Source organism: Psychrobacillus faecigallinarum, assembly GCF_014836595.1.
Lineage (GTDB): Bacteria > Bacillota > Bacilli > Bacillales_A > Planococcaceae > Psychrobacillus > Psychrobacillus faecigallinarum.
This window is the reverse complement of record NZ_JACSQO010000001.1, coordinates 710,899-731,471: the sequence shown is the minus strand read 5'-3', so window position 1 is coordinate 731,471 and position 20,573 is coordinate 710,899. Positions and strand designations below refer to the sequence as shown.

Sequence of the window (20,573 nt, the reverse complement as noted above, 5' to 3'; positions counted from 1 at the left end):
TCGAATCTTGGGAGGGGGATTGAGGATGCTTATGGGTGTAAGAAATGAGGGATGCAAGATGATTGAACTACGTGATGTGCAAAAGAAATATCGATCAGGAACTAAGCAGTTGGAAATATTGCGTGGGATGAATCTCCGAGTAGAGCAAGGAGAATATGTAGCTATTATGGGGAAGTCGGGCTCAGGCAAGAGTACAATGCTCAATCTATTAGGGACATTGGATTTATTAGATAAAGGAATATATGAACTAGCTGGAAAATCTGTACATAAAATGGGAAAGGCTCGTCGTGCAAGACTTAGAAACGAGGAGATTGGATTTGTGTTTCAGCATTTTCAGCTCATCCCAAACTTGTCAGTTTATCAAAATGTGTTACTTCCCTTAACATATGGGAAGAAAAGATTTAAAAGGAAGAAAGCAAGAGTTCTTGCAATGCTAGAAGAAATGGGCATCCTGGATAAGAAAAACCAAAAGCCTGACCAATTATCTGGTGGTGAAAAGCAACGGGTTGCTATTGCAAGGGCTTTGGTCAATGAACCATCGCTTATACTTGCAGATGAGCCGACAGGGAGCTTAGATGAAGAAACCACCGAAAGCATTTTAAAGCTGTTTGACCGTGTGCATGAAAAAGGAGCGACTCTTATTGTTATTACACATGACATGGAAGTGGCTTCTCGTGCTCAACGTGTTTTACAGCTGCAGAACGGGGTGCTCGTATGAAACTACTTACTTCGTTTAAACTAGCCTGCTTTGGTTTATGGTCTAATCGCTTTCGAGTATTGTCGGCCATGATGGGCGTGGTCATTGGTATGTTTGCTGTTATTGTTTTAACTGCGATTGCCATCGGGGTCAAAGATACATTGATGAAGCAGATGGGTAGTCTTGGGGCAGAGCAGATTCTCGTAATGCCAGGACGGCTTCTAGACACCACAACTGGTGAGAAGGATTTACTTAGCGGATTGACTAGCGTGCCTAGCACACTTACATATGAGGATGCCGAAGCGGTGGCAGAGGCCGAAGAAGTTAAAACTGTTACTCCTATTTTAGAAACTATTAATGTGGTGAAGTATGGAGAAAAAAGTGCTCAGTCTTCAATGGTCGGGACAACTGATCAATTCTTGCGCGTTCAGCATGCAGAGCTGTCGGAAGGTCGTTTCTTTACACAAGAGGAGCAGGATGCAAAGGCAAGGGTAATCGTGCTGGGTAACAACATACATAAGACTCTTCTTGATAAGGAAGTGTCTACCACGGAAGGAGAGTCTCCGGAGGATACCAAAGTGGAGCCAGAGCCCTGGTGGAAGCGAATAATGAACAAGATTCTAGGAGAGAGCGCCTCTGCAGAGGAACTTTCTACGTTGGTTGGTCAAACCATCACGATAAATGAAGAAACGTATGAGGTCATAGGTGTATTGGCGCCAAACGCCACTCTTGGCTCTAGTACTGACAATAATGTCGTTATTCCTATTCAAACTGCTCTTGAAACTACCGATATGAAAAATTTAACCAAAATCATTGTAGAAGCATCTAGTGTGGGAGCGGTTGATCGAGTGGATAGTGCGGTGTTTGGTGCAATTAAGACCAATCATTCAGAAATAGACTTCAGCGTCGTAAAGCAGGAGCAAATGCTTGGAGCATTAGGGAAGGTAACTACTATTTTACAGGTTATGCTGTTTGGTATCACTGCAACTGCATTGGTAATTAGTGGGACTGGTATTATGAATGTAATGGTCATGTCTGTTAGAGAAAGAACAAAGGAAATCGGTATTAGAAAGGCGCTCGGTGCAACTACCTTTGAAATTTTGATGCAGTTCTTCTTTGAGACCTTGTTGCTTTGTATCTTAGGAGGAGCGGTAGGGATCGGCCTCGGCTATGTGTTCATAGAATTTTGGAACAATAACGTGGAGATTTTCGCATTGGTGTTACCGCTTTGGGCAGTAAAACTTGCACTGTATACTTCTTTTGGAATTGGAAGCTTGTTCGGAATTTATCCTGCCTTAAAAGCTGCACGTATGAATCCTAGTGAAGCTTTGAGATATGAATAATTTTAAGTAATATTTAAGCAGTCGAGTTTTTTCTCGGCTGCTTTTTATCATTTTTTAATTTTAAAGGATTTAAAAGCAAATATAGGGAAATAAATAAGGTATAGAGCTTTTAATATATATGTAGGGAAGATTGCTTTAGAGAGTTCTAATGAAGGGAGTTTTGGGAATGAAGCAAAAAATGATGGTTGTGATGGCTTTATTATTGTTGGTGTTTAGTATCAACGTGCCTGCTGCCTATGCGAACAATGCAAAGATAGATTACGTAGCTCTGGGAGATTCGATTGCAAGTGGTCATACTCCTTACGGGGAAAAGGTCGGTCGAGGCTTTACAGATATGATTGCAGAGAGGCTTGAGAAGGAAGGGAAGTTAGGTTCATTTACTAAAGAGTTTGCTACATCTGGCGAAACAACTAATGGACTTTTAGATAAATTGAAGCGAAAAGACGTTCAGCAGTCTCTAAAGGATGCTGAGCTTGTTACCATTGTCAGTGGAGCGAATGATTTTATAAAAGCCTTTTATGATCCAAAAGACGAGAGTGTGGATGTAGATTTAGCGGCTGCAACATTGTTATTGAACCAGGTTTCAGAAAATTTAACTTCTGCGGTAAAACAGGTAAAGGCAATAAACCCAAATGCGGAGATTTGCTTGTTTGGCTATTATTTTCCATTCCCGTATTTAAAGGATCTAGCAACGAAGCAGCAGATGCAAATGGCCTTCACTATTGTGAACAATCGAATAGCTGCTATTGCAGAACGTGAAGATGTCCATTTTGTCAATGTAGCCCCCGCCTTTGATATAAAGGGTACCGACTATTTGGAGAATCCAAAGGATATTCATCCAAATGAGGCAGGCTATCAAGTGATTGCAGATCAATTTTTCTTAAATACTTTACCAGAGCTACCAATTGGCTGGGGCAAAGTAATGGAAAAAAATATTCCGGTAGCTTCTGACAAGAAGTGGACAATTACGTTGAGCCAAGAAATCGACCCAACAAGCTTGGACCAATCGATTTTCGTCACGAAAGACGGAGCAAAGGTAATTTCAGTTGAAAAATCTGTTTCTAAAGTAAATGGAAAGCAAATAGAGGTATACGCCCCTAAAGAAGGATATTCCCCAGGTGCATACGAGCTAATGATCACCAATGACCTGAAGGGGAAAAACGGCACTACTTTAACTGAAAGTGTTTTAGTTAAGTTTGTAGTGAAATAAGCATATATATCAAAAAGCGTTTTCCATCCTTATTAATAGGTGGGAAACGCTTTTTCATTGCCCATTTGTACAACTTTTTATGTAACAAGTGGATTACAGGTGCCAGGCACCCGTAATCTATCTGTAATTATATTTTCTTAACTTTCTGCTAATATAGTATTTAAGTATATTAATAGTCGTGTGAATGGGGTGAGTGATTTGATGTCTATTGAGCGATTGGCTCTGAGGTTAGAAAAGTATGGCATTCGTTTAGTTAGTGGTTGGCAGGGGGAACAAAGAGAAATAGATTATATAAATATACAGGAGCTGCCGCTTAGAAGTGAGCGGGTTCATCCAGGTGGGTTCATTTTGACAACGTTTGCTGCTTTTAAAGATGAGTATGAAATTTTATCTCATGTAGAATGGTTAATCACTCGAAAGATTTCCGCACTAGGGATCCATGAAGCTGGCTGGGCGGTTATTCCAGATAGCTTGTTGCAGCTTTCTAATACGAACGGTCTGCCTATATTCACAATCCCAGTGGATTTATCCTATAAAGAGGTTTTTAAGGAGTTTAATGAATTGCTGTTAGGTGAAAATGATGCTCTTCGTGTACGAATTGAGGAGATGAACCTTCAATTACTAGAAGCAGTTGCCAGGGATAAGGGAGTCAGTTATATTATTGCTACATTAGGTAAATATCTTTCCTCTCCCATTGTATTTCTAGATCAAAGCTTAAGTATTGTTTCCATTTGGACTAACAATAATTTTAATCGTCAGGAATTTAGTCTACTTGTAAAATCTGTTTTAGAGAGAGAAAGAGACGCTCTATACAGAGAAAAATACTTGGAGGTCGGGAGCGCCTTGACGGAGTCCTTTTCTTTGCAGCATGATTTAGTGTTTTTCGTCCTTCCTATTATGGAAAAAATCGAAAAGCATGGATATTTGATCATAGGTAATAACGGGGTAGAAGAGTTAATAATCAATTCAGCTATTCAATATGGAAAGACGGCCTTGTTGCTTGATGCAGTAAAGAAAAAGTCTTTAGAGCGTTTTTTAAAGAATCAAGAGATACAGTTGTTAGAAGCGGTTTTTGAGAGCAGGAACAGTTTACCTAATCGTACCTCCAATCTATCCTCTTCTCTAAAAAAAATGTCCCAGATTTATGTGTTTCATTTTGAAAATGAAGACCTAATCAATTATGGATTTACTGTGATTTACGATAAATTGGATGGAAGAAATTCAGACAAGATTATTTGGATTTATCAACAAGAGGTAATTTGTATTGCCTCCACCCCTATAGAAATACATAACCTACAGGAAATATTGTCTTCTCTACAAGGCACCTATTGTGGTGTCAGTGAGTATATGACTAGTAAAGTAGAAAAAGATCTCCTTCTAAAATATAAGCAAGCGAAGCATTGTATAAAGCTAAGTGAACAAATGAACGTAAAGCTTATACTCTTTCAGGATATAGGAGTAGACAGGTTTTTGTTTATGATAAAAGAAGAAGATTCTATGCAGGAGGCAGCGAAAGAGTTGCTCCAGCCCTTGTTAGATTTTGATAAACGTAACCAGGCAGACTTAACCAAAACTTTGGAGGTTTATTTGAAGCATTTCTTTAGCCTTAAAAAAAGCGCAGAGGAATTATTTATTCATCGTAATACCGTAAGCTATCGAATGGAAAAAATCCAAGAGCTTTATCCGGGAATTATTTTTGAAAATCAAAATGAATATTTGCTTTTTTCTATTGCATTGCGCTTAATCAAATAGCTTATTGTCCAGAGACTATAAAACAGTCTCTTTTTTTTGTGCTCTAGATACAATGAAAAAGATTTTAGAAAAATCTAAAATTTCTATTAACAAACAGAAAGAGGGGATGAAGATGCAGACCATCTTATATAACTGTTCATTAATTAATGGACTGGATGAAGAAATTATAGAAAATGCTTATTTAATTATAGAAGATAAGAAAATTAAAGAAATTGGGACTGGAGAGATAGAAAAAGTCGAGTCAGCAAATTTAGTGGATATAAAAGGTCAATATGTTATGCCAGGACTGATTGATTGTCATGTACATCTAGTATGGGATGGAAGTGAGGACCCTCAAAAGAACATACAGCATTTAGATGAGTCCACTATTGCATTGGAGGCTTACTCCCATGCACTCCTAACTTTAAAGGAGGGTATTACTACCGTTCGCGATGTTGCCTCTCCAAAGAAAAGTGTATTAAATCTTCGAGATGTTATTAATAGTGGGGATTTGATTGGACCAACCATTATTGCTTCAGGACCAGCTATTTGTATGACTGGGGGCCATGTTCATTATTTAGGAAAAGAAGCAGATGGACCAGACGATGTTCGGAGGGCAACTCGTCAGGTGATGAAGGAAGGAGCAGATCTTATCAAGCTGATGGCGACGGGTGGAATTTATACATTTGGTGAAGAGCCAGGATCTCCTCAGCTAAATGTGGACGAGCTGAAAGCAGCTGTTGAGGAAGCACATAAGAAAAATAAGAAAGTGGCTGCCCATGCAGAGGGGCTAGAAGGTATCCATAACTGTATTGAAGCAGGCGTAGATACAATAGAGCATGCTATTTATGCAGATGAAAGTGCACTTCAGAAAATGAAGGAAAATGGAACTTATTTAGTGCCTACGATGATAGTGATGAAAAGATTGGCAACAGATGAAAACATACCAGAATGGGCTTTAGAAAAGGCAAGGCATGTAGTGCAGCCTCATGCGGAAATGCTCGAAAAAGCAGTAAAGCTTGGTGTGAAAATTGCTACGGGAACTGATTGTGGTTCACCGGTAACCCCGCCTAATTATTATTTTGATGAATTACAGATTATGGAGGACGCAGGTATGAGCCGAATGGAGGTTATACATGCATCTACTCAAATAGCTGCTGAGTGCTTAGGATTGGAGGACAGGGGAGTCTTAAAAGAGGGCATGTTTGCAGATTTATTAATTGTAGAGAGTAATCCATTAGATAGTATATTAGCTTTAAAAGATTCTAAAAGAGTTATGAAAAACGGTCTTTTTATTAATAGTTAGGTAGAAAAAAGAAAGGGGTTTATGAATGTGAATTTTGAAAAGAGGATATATCAATTGCGAGAGGTGATGGCTAAGAAAGAGGTAACTCTTTCGGTCATTATGAATTTTGAAAATCAATATTATTTTAGTGGGTTTAAAGCCATTACTTATTCTCGACCAATTGTTTTATTTGTAGGTGAACAGAACACAAAGCTAGTCGTGCCATCATTGGAAGAAAATCACGCAAAAGATAAATCAATAGCGGATCAACTACTAGTCTATTATGAAACGCCTTTGCACCAAACTCAGGCAAATTCTTATGTAGAGCTTTTTGAAGAAGTAATATCAACTTATCCTGAAAGTTCTAGAGTCGGGGTAGAGTTTAGTGCCTTACCTTTTGAATTAGCAAGAAGATTACGTGATAAGGGATATGAGTTAGTTAGCTTAGATGAAGAAATAATACAGATGCGGGCTATAAAAGAGGAGGAAGAAATAGAACAAATTATTGAATCCGGTAAATTGGTAAGCCTTTCATTGACTGCATCACTAGCGCATGCTGCTCCAAATATAACGGAAATGGAGTTAGATCAATTTGGAAATACAGCACTATTTTTAGAGGTCGCTAAGAATCATCCAAACTCTACATTAGATTATTTTGTTATGTCTCCATCCGGTATTGAGAGAACTAATATGCCACATGTGTTTTCTAATACTAGAGCTCTAGGTACTAACGATATTATTATTCACAGTCGACAGGTTGGAGTCAATGGCTACAGAGCCGAATGTGAACGTACTTTTTTTGTTGGGAAACCAACAATTGAGCAGGAGGAAGCGTTCAAGCTGGCACAAGAGGCGCAGCAGGCTGCGCTGGATTTTATACGAGTAGGGGTGACTGCAGCGGAGGTAAATGAAGTTGCATTGAATGTATTTAAAGATGCGAATGTGGAGCAGTATGTCAGACATCGCACAGGACATGGAATCGGGATAGGACTTCATGAAGAGCCATCGTTAAAATATTCAAATGATCTTGTCCTACAAGAGAACATGGTATTTTGCGTAGAGCCGGGGCTTTATATTCCAGGAATTGGAGGTTTCCGTCACTCCGATACTGTCATTTTGACCAAGCAGGGAACTCAGTTAGTCACTCATTATCCAAGTAAGCTGGAAGATTTAATTCTTTAACTAATTTAGGGGAGGGAATAAAATGAGTATTTATTTAATCGCAGTTGTAATTTATTTAGCTGTAATGGCCTTGATGGGGGTATATTTTAGTAGAAATTCGATTGATACAAGTCAGGACTTTATGGCAGCTGGACGATCACTCCCCTTATGGGTTATGACTGGAACTCTGCTAGCTACCTTTGTTGGCTCTGGGACAGTGGTCGGTGGGGCAAGCTTCATATATCAGTACGGTCCGTGGGCTGCAATTTTCAATTTATCAGGTGGAATATTCGGCATTATTGTACTTTATTTTATCGCAGGAAGGGTTCGCAAAGGGGAAGCATATACGGTTCCAGAAATTATTGAGAAACGGTTTGGAAGTCAAGCCCGACTTGTTGCGAGTATATTAATACTTCTTGCATATGTGGGAATTACCGCTTATCAGTTCACTGGTGGTGCGTATGTACTGCAAATTACGACTGGGTTACCGATTGAGACTGGTGCGATTATTATCGCGGTGCTTGTTATCTTCTTGACGGTGAGCGGTGGGTTATTCTCTGTTGCCTATACAGATGCTTTAAGTGCTCTGTTAATAGTTTTTGGATTTTTAATAGGTTTACCTTTCGTGTTGAACGGAGTAGGGGGACTGGAGGGATTATCTTTAAATCTTCCGGAACAGGCCAAGCAATGGAATGGAGGGCTTAGTCCACTACAATTGTTAGGGTATTTCCTGCCCCTGTTCCTGCTTATTTTAGGGGATCAAAATATGTATCAGCGTTTTGCTGCGGCAAAGGATGAGAAAACGGCGAAAAATTCAACAATTGGTTTTTTCTTAGGTAGTGTACTTGTCATTGGGTTAACTATTACATTTGCCACTGCGGCTATTGTAATGTTTCCGAATATCACACCAGATACAGCTGTGTTGAATATGGCTATTAATGGATTACCTTTAGCAATAGGATTAGTTGTGCTCTGTGCGTGCGTTGCCTTTATCATAACCACAGGAACATCTTACCTACTCTCTGCTTCAGGGAATATTGTGTATGACTTGTATAAGCGCTATAGCAAAAAAGAGATTTCCGATAAAAAACTATTAAAAATGAATCGTTATGTAGTTGTAGGATTAGGTGTTGTTGCGTATGTGCTTGCTATGTACTTCCCTTCTGTGTTAGCTATTCAAATGTACTCTTATACAATGTACGGCGCATCCGTTACACCTGCACTGCTTGCCACCATCCTATGGAAGCGAGCAACTACAACTGGAGTGTTAAGCTCGATGGTGGTTGGTGGTGTAAGTACAATCGTCTGGGAGGTTGTCTTAAACAAACCATTTGAGCTAAACAGCGTCTTATTTGCCTTACCAATGGCTGTAATCACATTAGTAGTCGTGAGTCTATTAACTCAACCAAAAGAAAACATGTCAGGAATCTTAGCTAAAAACTAACCTATATTGTTTCAAAAGTATTACGGGTGCCTGGCACCTGAAATATATTAGAATACTAATATATTTGGAAATTCTGTCCCTGTTTGGAGGGATGGAGGGTTTATCGAACAATATCAACTTTAAATATTATAGAAAAATTATTACAGGTGCCAGGCACCTGTAATATTTTATACATACTTTGGAAATAGATATTTTTTATGTATTTTTACCCATAATATAAATCTTTTGAGTGTAAATAGTTTGATTTTACGATATTTTTACATTTATTGCATTGTTTTGATTAGAGTATTTGATTATCTTTAGATAGTAGCCCAATTGTTCGTTATTTATGAATAGAATGATAGGCTGGGGGATTTTAAAAATCAGAAATAGGGGTGGAAATGTGAATAGGAAATCTTTAAAAAAATCGGTAGTCTCGGTTGTGCTTGCAACGTCTTTATTTGCTTCTGCAAATGTAACTTTTGCTAGCAGTTCGACTCAACAGATCGTCGATCAAGCTCGTATGGACATGAAAAATGCAGCGTATGCTTATGTGGTGCCTGCCCAAAAGGGGAAAATTGTTACTAGTAAAGAATTATACCCTGCTTTAAACAAGGCGAAGGCAAGTTATGCAAAAGCGAAGGCTGCAATTTCAAAATCCAATGCTAAAAACAAAGCTACTATGTTAAAAGATTTGGATGCTTTGTATTATGAAAAAGTAACAAAAGGAATTGTTCCTTATATTGATGCTTACAACTATGCGGACAAGTACTTAAATCCAATTATGAAAGACATTGAAAAGGCTGAAGCAGCTCGTGATTGGTCAAAGGCAGAGAAATCTTATCATCAATTATCTGCTCAACTGAAATCACGTACAGCTATTCTTTACCGTTTTACTGGTAAGTCAGCTCGTGATCTTTTGTTAGAACAATATAAAGATCCGGCAAATGCTAAGCGTGATGAGTTAAAAATACCTGTCACTATATATATGAAGGTTCTAGAAGCTGAGAAAGCTTTAGCAGCTGGTAAAACAGAAGAAGCTAAAAAAGCTATACTTTCTATTTATCCTTTAATTGATATGCTGCCTCAATCTAACTCTTTACCAATGATTAAAGATTTGATTGACCGAGCTTATGACAATAAATTTGGTGTTGATAAAGAAGCTGCGACAGGGACATTTTCCCTACGTATCCTAGGTACTTCTGATATTCATACAAATATTGTAAACTATGACTACTATAAAGACACAGCTTCAAATAGTTTAGGTCTTGCTAAAACTGCCACATTAATTAAAAAAGCACGCACAGAAAATAGTAATTCATTGTTATTCGACAATGGTGATTCTATTCAAGGAACTCCGCTAGGATCTTATAAATCTTCAGTTGACAAGCTAAAGGATGGAGAAGAGCATCCATCTATTACAGCTATGGAGCTTTTAGACTATGATGGAGCTACTTTCGGTAACCACGAATTTAACTACGGCCTTGATTTCTTAGATGAAGTTTTAGATGATGCAGACTTCCCTTATGTAAATGCAAATGTTCGTGACGCAGCTACTGGTAAATTAGCATACACACCTTACGTATTAATCGATAAAGAAGTGGTTGATGCGAAGGGGAATAAAGCAACAGTAAAGGTCGGGGTAACTGGTATTGTACCTCCACAAATCCTGAAATGGGATAAATCACATTTAACAGGAAAAGTAACAGTAGATGATTCTGTGCAAGCTGTGGAAAAAGTAGTTCCAGATATGAAAAAAGCTGGAGCAGATGTAGTAGTAGTTCTTTCTCACTCAGGTATGGGAGACGCTACTCATGAGGTTGGTGAGGAAGATGTAACCTACTTATTGACTAAAGTAGATGGCGTTGATGCGATTATCACTGGTCACGCTCATCAAGTATTCCCTGGAAAAGTAGATGCTTCTTTAACTAATGTGGATATTGCAAAAGGAACTATGAACGGTGTTCCAGTAGTAATGCCAGGTAAATTCGGAAGCCATTTAGGTGTAATTGATTTGACATTGGAAAAAGACGGACAAGGCTGGAAGGTTGCTTCATCTAAAGCTGAGGTTCGTACGATTGCAAAGGATGCATCTGATGTAGACCAAACAATCGTGAATGCAGTAAAGGAGGCTCATGAAGGGACTATTTCTTATGTGCGCCAAGCTGTTGGAACTACAACGGCAGATATTCATAGCTACTTCTCACAGGTGCAAGATGACCCATCCATACAAATCGTAACCAATGCACAAACCGAATATGTAAAAGCAAAGCTTAAAGGTACGGCAAATGAAAAACTTCCGGTTCTTTCTGCTGGAGCTCCGTTTAAAGCTGGAACAAGAAGCGACCCTGAATATTACACTTATGTACCTACAGGTGAGTTAGCAATTAAAAACGTTGCAGACCTATATTTGTATGACAATACAATCTCTACTGTAAAGGTTACAGGAGCTGATGTGAAAGAATGGTTAGAAATGTCTGCAGGACAATTCAATCAAATCGATGCAACTAAAAAAGATGAGCAACAGCTTATTAACACAGATTTCCGCTCATATAATTATGACGTGATTGATGGAGTAACATATGAAATTGATGTAACACAACCAGCTAAATATGATCCAGACGGTAACTTGGTGAATAAGGATGCTTCACGTATCGTTAACCTTCAATTCGATGGCAAGCCTATTGATTTGAAGCAGCAATTTATCGTAGCAACAAATAACTACCGTGCGAACGGAACATTCCCGGGTGTGCGTAATGCGACAGAAACAGAAGTATACCCAGATGAAAACCGTCAAGCAATTATAGACTTCATCCTAGAGAAGAAAACAATTGACCCTTCTGCAGATGGAAACTGGAAATTTGCAACACTTCCATCAACTGCAAAAATCATATTCGAATCTTCTAAAAACGCAGCGAAGGTACTTCCTGCTGACGGAAGCATTCAATATATTGGTGAAGGTACTGACGGATTTGGTAAGTACTCTATCAAATAAATAAAAATATAAAAGATCCTTTCTAGCGCTCTGGCTAGGAAGGATCTTTTATACTTTGAGCTATTCTACTTTAAATTCAAACTTCTTTACATAGTTACATTGTTCACATGCCATCCCATTTTGTTTGCTAGTATCGGGATCTTGATAGTAGATTAAATCAAATCCGCAAACATCGCATTCCATTTGATGAAAAATAATACGTGGACCTATAACTGAGTCAAGTAAATTAGTAAATTCTATATGTTGCATTCTCCATGCTCCTTATTGTTGGTATGTATAAATATAGCAAAAACGTTTTTCAAAATTCGTCGAAATTTGGAGGAAACTAAATTATTTCCGTAGACAATTTATTTTGTACTTGGATTACATGAAGCCATAATAGTTGAAAAATAGCCGACATTTTTTCTAGCAGGCTCTAAATTCCACTCGCCCTTAGTTTTTGCAAAATCGAAATGACAATCAAATTGATTTTGTAATCCACTTATATTGCTCCATTTTTCATCATACTTATGAAGATCGACAAGTTTGTTCCACGCATCCAATCTCTTTAATGTCGAAATTTCATAGTTAGCAGAAGTTAATAGATAAGGACTAGGTATCATGCTGACAGAATCTAGTTTGCCTCTTGTAATCCACTGATTTTTAGAAAAGTAGGTAGTAATATCTGGACTGGAAATTTCTATATCAATAGTTACTGGGTCTAAAAGTTTATTTGTTTCAATTTTTAATTCGAGTATGTTTTTATTTTTTACATTTGTAGTCACTTTTAATTTGTTTTGAGCTTTTTCTGTTGAAATGAAAAATAAACCGATAGATTCATTTTTCTTATTGAATATATGTCCTGCATTGTATTGCTTCCCTGAATCCTCTTTGTAGAGAACTAGATATTCATCATTATAGAAACTAAAAGGAATTTCTACTACGGTAGATGATGTTGAAGGAAGAACTGTAATAGATTGTCTTATACGAGCATCTTTTTTTTCTTTTATAGTTTCTTTAGACAAAATTATAAAAGGAGAAACCTTTTGAGTAGTCGGTGACCCAACGCCTATTTTGTTTCCTGAGGATGTAGTTATAAAGGCATTGTTGTTTGATGGATGTGCAGAAGCAGTACTACCAAATAACGTTAGTGAAGCGAAGAATACGATGAATATGTACCTATTAAATTTCATGATATAAATTACCCTTCTATGTTTTATAAATTACATTATAGCAGGACTTATTTCATAAAAAAAGACATTTTTAATTAAAAAAAGGAAAAAAATTGATTTAGATTTATTAAATAGTATTAATGGCTTATTCTTTGTGACTAAAAAAAGTCTAAACAAATAGTTCTAGTTTTTTAGGCCTATTATTTCAAATGTATTACAGGTGCCAGGCACCTGTAATACATTTGAAATAAGTTGGAGGGTATTTTGTTATTTTTTTCTTAAATATATGTTATTCTAGTAAGTAGAATTAATATTCAGATATTAAGGTGGAGGGCTTATGACGATGAAAATAAAAAGGTATCTCTCTTTGTTTGTAATTACCGTTTCTTTTATTCTTCTTACTAGTGTGTATGCTGAAGCCGCGGTAAAAGTCATGTGGGGAAAAACAGAATTAAAAGTAGGGCAAATTGGGAAAGTAACTGTACAATCTAATACAACTCTTTGGAAAATAGGTCCAGATCAGTCTTTAATAAAGGTGAGAGATTTGAAGAAGGGAGAGGAGTATCGAGTGTATCGTTATACAAATGATCACAATGGTCTTTATGGAGTAGGCGGAGGGAACTTTGTGAAAAAGGATATTTCTATTAAATATGAAACACCAAGCAAAGCTAAATTAAAGCAGTTAAACGGTGACAAGCCGGATGTAGTAGAAACTCCTGCTAAGCCAAAACCTGGTGATACTCTCCCAGTTGAGCCACCTATAACCGATAAGGTGGAGGTTATTTCTGTGGATTAATGAGGTGACTGTCCTATTTTAAGGGGCAGTTTTTTATAAAAATTATATACTGCTAGAAAATACCGTGAACTTAATGTTCGCGGTATTTTTATTATTTAGAGCGAAACCGCTCTAGTATATTTCCGGATTATTAGTTATAACAAGGCAAGTAATTATTCAATAATCTTAAAGTCCAATTAATTGTACATTTGAGCAGGAGGATAAATATACTTTTATCGTTCGTACTCAATGTAAAAAAGGTCTTAATCGGAACAATTGATAAAGTCAGCTTCCGGATTTTTTTGTAGGTACACTGTTTCGGTAGTTTAAGGATAATAAAGGAAATTATATAAAATTAATTGGTAAAAAATTCTTCCTTAATTTAGTAAAAATTTTACCTTAATTTACATGTTATGATTAAACAAAAAGAAGGAGCATAATACTATCTATGATTAAAGCTACTAAAATTGCAGTTATTGCCACGGTCTTTATTGCTACGGCCCCCGTCCCTTCAGTTAATGCTGCTGGGAATGTAAATCAGTTAGTCACCAATGCGATAAACGCAGGCACTATATTAAAATGGGCAATATCTGTTGAAGGCTTTGCGAACTTTAAAACAAGGCCGTATGCGGAATATAATACAACGAAAAATTACATAGAAGCTGCCGAAAAAGCTTCGTCACAACTTTCCCAATCGGAAAAGTTAAATGTGCACGCTAGATTGGTCGATGCTAAAATACAAGTAAAACGAGCACAGGCATACATAGACGCAATCACCTCCAGTGAAAAAATTAAAGAACTCACCAACAATATGAATTCATCTATAGCATCGGGGGAACTTGATAGGATTGAGGCAACTTACCATTTGGCAACTGCCGAATATCGAAAACAAACTAAGCTGCTAGATCGAGTCTATGGGCAGTCCACACGTGATGGAATTCGGAACTCAGTGAAGCCTACTTTTGAAGCACTAATGAATTCTGTTCAATATGATGTAACTATACATATGCATTTAGAAAAGGCGAAGAAATTACTAAAGGAAGAAAAATACATAGAAACCGATCTTGAATTAATGAAGGCTTATGAATACTTAAATGGCTATAAGGATAGCTTAAGTTTTTACTCAAAGTTACAAAATAACTATGAATCCACACTAAATTCAGTTCCGTTGCTTCCACTTTTTGCAACTACAGATGGAAAAAATACTGTGACTGTGAAACTATCTAAAGCTCTGTTAACCAACTCTTCTAATTTAGAGGCTGGCCAGTTTAAAATTTCCGGGGAAATTGTTCAGCATGCCAGATTATCGGAGGATAAGAAGTCCATTACATTAACAACCACCGATTTAAACGGAGACACTGATTATTTACTTACCTGGAAAGGAAGTGAAATAATCTTTACTACACCAGAGGTTCCGGATAATTCTGGTATATTGTTAAATGATTTAGAGGAGCGATATCTCGAAACTACAGATACGCATGTATACATCGCTAAACTTACGAACAGTGATAATTCTCCTTATAATGGCCGGGTAAGAATAAGTCTAGCAAATAATAATGGAGAACCAACGACTGGAGTAATAACTTCAGTAAATGGCCACGTAGAAGAAGCGAGTCAGGAGTGGAGATCCTATGCGGATCAGAATGGACATGTTGTTTTCACTGTTACGGCAGGTGCTGGTACATATACTAATGTGCAGCCAACCATTCAAAAGCTAGATGGCAATGAAACGAGTAAACAAGCAGCGGTCACTCATTTTTATCAGCTGCAAACTAACTCAGGTGTATATGATTTTCAGATAGAAAATGAAACCATACATAAGGAAGCTGGTTATATAGTAGTTAATGGGATGAAATATAAATGGGATGCGAATGATTTATTCTTTATTCATGGTCAGCTTATCTCTAAGGAAGAATTTGAAAGAGCTTTGACTAAGGGAGATATGCTAACCTTGGGCTATGATGTGAGATTAGAGAATGCATCCACTTGGAATATAGTATCTGATATCACTCAACACGCAGCTGTAAAAATTACAAACCCGGCTCAAAGCCCACTTACCTTTGATGGTTCTTTCTATGAAATAAGTGGCACAGCACACCCAGGTAACAAGGTGAAGGTTTATCGGAACAGTGTTTATGTAGGAATGGTAACAGTAGATGAAGATGGATATTGGAGCCTAGGAACAGTAAGCCTTCTTCAAAATATGGAAAATACATTTGTTGCCTATCAGTATACACCTGGACAGGACGGAATTGATGGTGAAGGGGCAATCAATACTGCAACTAATACTATTTTTGAAGGAGCTTTTGCCTCTACAGCAATTACTTACCATGATGAAGGATCTAATGGTATCTCTATAACAGACACGTTTGATTTTTCCTTTTTGAATCCTTCCTACGGTCATTCTTTTAAACGGTCATTATCTGGAACGTTAACTATTAATGACGGGTTAGGGAAATCTGTTGTGGTTAAAGTAGATTACATAGACGGGAACACATTAAAGGTAATCGACTTTATCTCCAGAGAAGAAGGCTTTAACTTTAAATCCTCTTTGTTTGTTATTACGTCCACTACAGGAATAATTAATCAAGACCAGTTAAAGTATAGTGTGGAGGCTTCAAAATTAGAGGGAACACTTCTAAAAAAGACATCCTATTAAGCTATTCCTCGACATATTTCCCGGGGAATTTTATTAAAGCAGAGGATAGTTTTGTCTAGGAAAAATTATTAAAAAATATTTATTGGGTTTCTGACCGGTTTCGACATTTTTTTTAGTATCCTTTCTATAGAATATAAAGTAGCAATATCTAATATTGAAAAAGGGTGATAAAGTGCTAAAGGTAAATGTTATTCTAGGTAAAACATCCTTTACGGAGTACATGATTAAAAAATTACAGGAGGATTACGAGAATATCCTAATTGTCATGGACTATAATCATTTGGATGAAACGGAGCCCATTATTGAAAACGGAGCTCTCTATTGTTCGCCGAATCAAGCAAAAACTTACATAGAAATTGCAGGAGAAGTTTCATTTCATCGATATGGTTACGTTAAACCACGGCTTAATAACTAAGAACAAGCAAATAGTCGTTCATGGACAAACCATGAACGACTATTTTAGCGAAGGACAGCCTCATCTTAATTGGATTTTATTGCTTTTTCCGGAAGTCTATAGATTAGTAACATAAAGTGTTGGAAAAAGGGTAAACTATTAGAAAATATTCCGTAAGTAGCAACAAAATGTGAGGAGGAGCTAGAGATGAAAATTCGTATAGAATGGACCTATACTACGCCTAGAGGAGCAGAAACATTTTTTCGCTCAGATGAAATGCCTGTTGCTCAGGCGCTTCTCATGGCGGAGGATATACAGAAAACTGGCAGGGTAAAACATCTAGATTTCATCGATCAGTATGATAGTTCATGGATGATGAAGGAGTTAAAAAGCTATCTTAAAAGTATCGAAACCGAGCCACACAATGTACGTGTATTTTTTGATGGGGGTTTTGACATACAAACAAAGATGTCAGGCATGGGATGTGTTATCTATTATGAACAAAACGGAAAATTCTATAGACTTCGAAGCAATGCGCCATCCGAGCATTTAATATCAAATAATGAAGCAGAGTATGCAGCACTCAATATGTGCTTACAAGAGCTAGATATACTAGGTGTTCACCATATACCTGTGACATTTATTGGGGATTCCCAAGTGGTCATTAACCAATTGAGTGGAGAGTGGTCCGTGATTGAGCCAAGTCTTTCAGGATGGGCAGATCGTATCGAGGCGAAAATGAAGAAACTAGGAATTGATCCCACATACGAGCTAATTCCCCGTAAAGAAAATACCGAGGCAGATCGATTAGCAACTCAGGCGTTAAATGGGATAGAGATCCTGGCAAATAGTGAATTATTATAAAGCTACTTAGAGCAAATTCAAGGCTTAAATTACATTAGAAAAACCCACATCCAATAAGTCAAGGATGTGGGGTTTTTTATGGCATGTATTAACGAAGATTCATCTCGTTTGGATGAGAGCCTTTTCGTCGGTCCTTATTTAAGTTGTTAATAAGTTCTATTTCATTATTGGTCAGCTCAAAATCAAAAACCTGGAAATTCTCTTCTATTCTAGAAGGAGTCACCGATTTAGGAATAACGATTGTATTGTTTTGTAAATGCCAACGCAGCACAATTTGTGCAGGTGATTTGCCATGTGATTTTGCAATTTGTTGAATAGTCTCATCCTGCAAAACTTCTCCACCTTGGTCAAGTGGGCTCCAAGCTTCCACAAAAATATCATGTTGGGCGCAGAAATTCTTAATTTCATTTTGCGCTAAGTATGGATGGCATTCAATTTGGTTCAATACAGGCTTAATTTCACACTCTTTTAATAGACGCTCTAAATGTTCGACTTCAAAATTACATACACCAATTGCTTTTACGCGCCCTTCTTTATAAAGCTTTTCCATAGCTTTATAAGTCTCAACATATTCATCAAACTGGGGAGTCGGCCAGTGAATTAAATACAAGTCCACATAGTCAAGCCCTAAACGTTCAAGACTCTCATCAAATGCACGTAATGTATTATCATAGCCTTGGTCGCTGTTCCAGACCTTTGTAGTGATAAATAACTTCTCGCGAGGAACATCTGAATCCTTTAAAGCTTTTCCTACACCATGTTCATTTTTGTAAATCATTGCAGTATCAATTGAACGATAGCCCACTTCAAGGGCTGTGGAGACAGCTGCAGTTGCTTCATCATTAGGTACTTGCCAAACTCCGAACCCTAGCTGAGGCATTGTTAATCCATTGTTCAAAGTAATAAAGTTCATTCTACATTTCTCCCATCCTGCTTAGATTAGTTTACTTTTGTTATTACCCTTTAAGTTTAATAGATAATCTTACAAGACGCATCTATTTGGTATTAAGATGAAAAGCCTGTACTTTGCAAATAACAAAGTACAGGCTTTTCATCATTATTTAGGTGGCATTCTTTTAGTGTTTTCTTGTTTAGCGGGGGAATCATTGTTATCTTCCTGCAGAGATTCCTCCGTAATTGGTGCTTGTTTCTTTTTCTGTGATTTAGGGAAATCTTTTTTGCCATTCCCGTCTTGTACTTTTTCATTGTAATATTGCACGCTTGTCATTGCACCTTCTTCAATCATACGGTTATCATCTGGATCTCCAGGATCCGAGAAACCTGCTTTTGTCATTTGAGTAGGTGCGTGTCTTCGTGAGTCTCTATAAGATTCCACTTTAGCTTTAGTGTTTTTCATTGCAACCTTTGCTTTTTCACGATTTTCTAATTTATATAAATACATAATGGCGAAGGCAGCGATGCCTCCAATGAGTACTGCTTGCTTGTCGATTTTTGACATTCCTATCACTCCCTCTTGGTCTTGTTCTAATAATACCCATTTAAAAAGTTAACCAAACACAGAAAAATTTATATGTGCTGGAGCTATTTACTAATGTAACGTTCTTAAAGCAGTAAATTCTTAGGTTATTCTAAATTTATAAAAATAAAAACAAACGGTGGCACAAGCGCTAAGAGGATTTCATTTACCAGTAATGATGCAGTTAATTACTCATCTCCTTCCTCAATTTTTTTAGCAACCGTTCTTTGCGTTTTTTTATACCGGAAAGAGATATTCCGGCTTTTATTGCAGCTTGCTGTAGGGAAAATTCTTCAACAAATATCCATAGTAATAATTCTATTTCATGGGAAGGAAGTCTTTTTAACACGGTTGCCAATTGCTCATTTTCTATATGCAAAAGCTGGTCATGATCTATCAGATTGCTCAACCGGTCATGTTCTAGTAATTGAAATCGTTCTTCTATGAGGTTTTCTTTTTTTAATTCATCTAGCATTGCTCCATATATGGTTCTATAAGCAAATGGAGTAAAATCTCCTTTCGAAGAGTCATATTTTATCCAAGCCCTCCATAGAGCGATAAATGCTGCTTGTTTGAATGCATCATGATTTTTATAAATGTTTAATCTTCTTAAGCAGGCAGAAATCATTGGTTTATATTTCTCTAGAACCTGTTCAAAATTATTCACTATATATCCCTGTTCCATCATGCATGATTGTTTTTTCCTAGGTAGCAACAATATAACCTGTCAAAATAAAAGGAGCGAACACCCAAATTTAAAGTATGCCTGGGAAAACGTGAAGAACATACTAAGAAAACTTAATATTAGATAATAAAATATATAAAATTACATAATATATTAATAATTACAATTATTCAGTATAATTTAACTATACAAGAGATAAATGTTTTAGTATTATTTAACTAAGGAGAAACTTGGGGAGGGAGTTTGCTGATTTATTGTGATTCTTTGTTCATAACGATGAATACTCTTATGCTTGAGTCAGGTTTTACTAATGGATATAATTCCAAAATAACTACTAAGCATGGAATCTTTCAATCCAATTTATCAGTGGTTCAATTGCTAGAAAATGCTTGTCTTCGTCATGCTTCTACATTAGAAGGTCGAATACAGGCAACTAAAAGGTTAATGAGTTATTTTCAAAAAACTCCAATTATAATAGAACCGGGGAAGATTGCTGCTTTTCCAACGATGTCCTATAATAATTTGGAGTGTATATGGATATTTAATCACTTGTTTCATATAGAGGAGCTAGGACAAGGAGAATGCCTTCTTACGTTTTATAACAGAATGACTGTTAAGGTTGCCGCTTCCAAATACGTCCTTATTAAACAACAGGAAAGAATGCACGCGATGATTAATACTTTTGGCTTATTAGGCAGATACTCTGACTTACAAGGGTGACTT

Annotated in this window: 18 protein-coding genes; 13 read left to right on the top strand and 5 right to left on the bottom strand. The window is 37.0% G+C overall.

The features are described 5' to 3' along the window. Positions 1-25: 25 nt before the first annotated feature. The 8 genes from H9650_RS03560 (at position 26) to H9650_RS03525 (ending at position 11,845) form a co-directional block, all read left to right on the top strand. Positions 26-718 carry an ABC transporter ATP-binding protein gene (locus H9650_RS03560; protein WP_225215878.1) on the top strand — a complete coding sequence of 231 codons (693 nt, stop codon included), beginning with the start codon at positions 26-28 and terminating at the stop codon, positions 716-718. Continuing rightward, the gene (locus H9650_RS03555; protein WP_144537323.1) at positions 715-2,040 is read left to right on the top strand and encodes an ABC transporter permease; all 1,326 of its coding nucleotides are present in this window, start codon (positions 715-717) and stop codon (positions 2,038-2,040) included. The genes H9650_RS03560 and H9650_RS03555 overlap by 4 nt, the downstream gene beginning before the upstream one ends. Before the next feature lie 166 nt (positions 2,041-2,206). Continuing rightward, positions 2,207-3,250 (top strand): GDSL-type esterase/lipase family protein, encoded by a 1,044-nt coding sequence (locus H9650_RS03550; protein ID WP_191696575.1) that lies wholly within the window; start codon positions 2,207-2,209, stop codon positions 3,248-3,250. Between the two features lie 201 nt (positions 3,251-3,451). Continuing rightward, positions 3,452-5,002 carry a PucR family transcriptional regulator gene (locus tag H9650_RS03545; protein ID WP_191696574.1) on the top strand — a complete coding sequence of 517 codons (1,551 nt, stop codon included), beginning with the start codon at positions 3,452-3,454 and terminating at the stop codon, positions 5,000-5,002. 112 nt (positions 5,003-5,114) lie between these two features. Next, positions 5,115-6,287, top strand: a complete 1,173-nt coding sequence (locus H9650_RS03540; RefSeq protein WP_225215877.1) for a metal-dependent hydrolase family protein — start codon at positions 5,115-5,117, stop codon at positions 6,285-6,287. Between the two features lie 27 nt (positions 6,288-6,314). After that, complete coding sequence (locus H9650_RS03535; protein WP_144537329.1) at positions 6,315-7,448, top strand: M24 family metallopeptidase; 1,134 nt, start codon at positions 6,315-6,317, stop codon at positions 7,446-7,448. Between the two features lie 22 nt (positions 7,449-7,470). After that, a complete protein-coding gene (locus H9650_RS03530; protein WP_144537331.1) occupies positions 7,471-8,871 on the top strand; it encodes a sodium:solute symporter family protein in 1,401 nt (466 codons plus the stop codon). A gap of 382 nt (positions 8,872-9,253) precedes the next feature. After that, positions 9,254-11,845: a bifunctional 2',3'-cyclic-nucleotide 2'-phosphodiesterase/3'-nucleotidase gene (locus H9650_RS03525; protein ID WP_191696573.1), complete on the top strand. Its 2,592-nt coding sequence runs from the start codon at positions 9,254-9,256 to the stop codon at positions 11,843-11,845. 60 nt (positions 11,846-11,905) lie between these two features. Here H9650_RS03525 and H9650_RS03520 read toward each other — a convergent pair whose 3' ends face one another. Then, entirely contained in the window at positions 11,906-12,094 is a 189-nt protein-coding gene (locus H9650_RS03520; protein WP_144537333.1) for an acyltransferase, read from the bottom strand. Positions 12,095-12,192: 98 nt separating this feature from the next. Then, a complete protein-coding gene (locus H9650_RS03515; protein WP_191696572.1) occupies positions 12,193-13,017 on the bottom strand; it encodes a DUF2599 domain-containing protein in 825 nt (274 codons plus the stop codon). A gap of 316 nt (positions 13,018-13,333) precedes the next feature. Between H9650_RS03515 and H9650_RS03510 the strand changes: the two genes are divergently transcribed. From H9650_RS03510 to H9650_RS03495, 4 genes are all read left to right on the top strand, one after another. After that, positions 13,334-13,792, top strand: a complete 459-nt coding sequence (locus H9650_RS03510; protein WP_151111093.1) for a hypothetical protein — start codon at positions 13,334-13,336, stop codon at positions 13,790-13,792. Positions 13,793-14,219: 427 nt separating this feature from the next. Continuing rightward, positions 14,220-16,430 (top strand): hypothetical protein, encoded by a 2,211-nt coding sequence (locus H9650_RS03505; RefSeq protein WP_191696571.1) that lies wholly within the window; start codon positions 14,220-14,222, stop codon positions 16,428-16,430. A 172-nt stretch (positions 16,431-16,602) separates the two neighbouring features. Beyond that, complete coding sequence (locus tag H9650_RS03500) at positions 16,603-16,845, top strand: hypothetical protein (protein WP_144537341.1); 243 nt, start codon at positions 16,603-16,605, stop codon at positions 16,843-16,845. A gap of 186 nt (positions 16,846-17,031) precedes the next feature. Beyond that, a complete protein-coding gene (locus tag H9650_RS03495; RefSeq protein ID WP_144537343.1) occupies positions 17,032-17,688 on the top strand; it encodes a ribonuclease H family protein in 657 nt (218 codons plus the stop codon). An 88-nt stretch (positions 17,689-17,776) separates the two neighbouring features. On the opposite strand, the gene H9650_RS03490 is transcribed toward H9650_RS03495, so the two are convergent. From H9650_RS03490 to H9650_RS03480, 3 genes are all read right to left on the bottom strand, one after another. After that, on the bottom strand, positions 17,777-18,601 hold the full coding sequence (locus tag H9650_RS03490) for an aldo/keto reductase (RefSeq protein WP_144537345.1): 825 nt from the start codon (positions 18,599-18,601) through the stop codon (positions 17,777-17,779). Positions 18,602-18,745: 144 nt separating this feature from the next. After that, a complete protein-coding gene (locus H9650_RS03485; RefSeq protein ID WP_144537347.1) occupies positions 18,746-19,147 on the bottom strand; it encodes a hypothetical protein in 402 nt (133 codons plus the stop codon). Positions 19,148-19,349: 202 nt separating this feature from the next. Then, a complete protein-coding gene (locus H9650_RS03480; protein ID WP_191696570.1) occupies positions 19,350-19,832 on the bottom strand; it encodes a sigma-70 family RNA polymerase sigma factor in 483 nt (160 codons plus the stop codon). 261 nt (positions 19,833-20,093) lie between these two features. On the opposite strand from H9650_RS03480, the gene H9650_RS03475 reads away from it, so the two are divergent. Continuing rightward, positions 20,094-20,570 (top strand): competence protein ComK, encoded by a 477-nt coding sequence (locus tag H9650_RS03475; RefSeq protein WP_191696569.1) that lies wholly within the window; start codon positions 20,094-20,096, stop codon positions 20,568-20,570. Positions 20,571-20,573: the final 3 nt, after the last annotated feature.

Excerpts from the sequence above, each read along its gene's own strand:
- H9650_RS03495 (WP_144537343.1), top strand. The coding sequence starts at position 17,032 with ATGAAAATTCGTATAGAATGGACCTATACTACGCCTAGAGGAGCAGAA.
- H9650_RS03550 (WP_191696575.1), top strand. The coding sequence starts at position 2,207 with ATGAAGCAAAAAATGATGGTTGTGATGGCTTTATTATTGTTGGTGTTT.
- H9650_RS03490 (WP_144537345.1), bottom strand. The coding sequence starts at position 18,601 with ATGAACTTTATTACTTTGAACAATGGATTAACAATGCCTCAGCTAGGG.
- H9650_RS03560 (WP_225215878.1), top strand. The coding sequence starts at position 26 with ATGCTTATGGGTGTAAGAAATGAGGGATGCAAGATGATTGAACTACGT.
- H9650_RS03520 (WP_144537333.1), bottom strand. The coding sequence starts at position 12,094 with ATGCAACATATAGAATTTACTAATTTACTTGACTCAGTTATAGGTCCA.
- H9650_RS03510 (WP_151111093.1), top strand. The coding sequence starts at position 13,334 with ATGACGATGAAAATAAAAAGGTATCTCTCTTTGTTTGTAATTACCGTT.
- H9650_RS03505 (WP_191696571.1), top strand. The coding sequence starts at position 14,220 with ATGATTAAAGCTACTAAAATTGCAGTTATTGCCACGGTCTTTATTGCT.
- H9650_RS03485 (WP_144537347.1), bottom strand. The coding sequence starts at position 19,147 with ATGTCAAAAATCGACAAGCAAGCAGTACTCATTGGAGGCATCGCTGCC.
- H9650_RS03545 (WP_191696574.1), top strand. The coding sequence starts at position 3,452 with ATGTCTATTGAGCGATTGGCTCTGAGGTTAGAAAAGTATGGCATTCGT.
- H9650_RS03530 (WP_144537331.1), top strand. The coding sequence starts at position 7,471 with ATGAGTATTTATTTAATCGCAGTTGTAATTTATTTAGCTGTAATGGCC.
- H9650_RS03555 (WP_144537323.1), top strand. The coding sequence starts at position 715 with ATGAAACTACTTACTTCGTTTAAACTAGCCTGCTTTGGTTTATGGTCT.
- H9650_RS03540 (WP_225215877.1), top strand. The coding sequence starts at position 5,115 with ATGCAGACCATCTTATATAACTGTTCATTAATTAATGGACTGGATGAA.
- H9650_RS03515 (WP_191696572.1), bottom strand. The coding sequence starts at position 13,017 with ATGAAATTTAATAGGTACATATTCATCGTATTCTTCGCTTCACTAACG.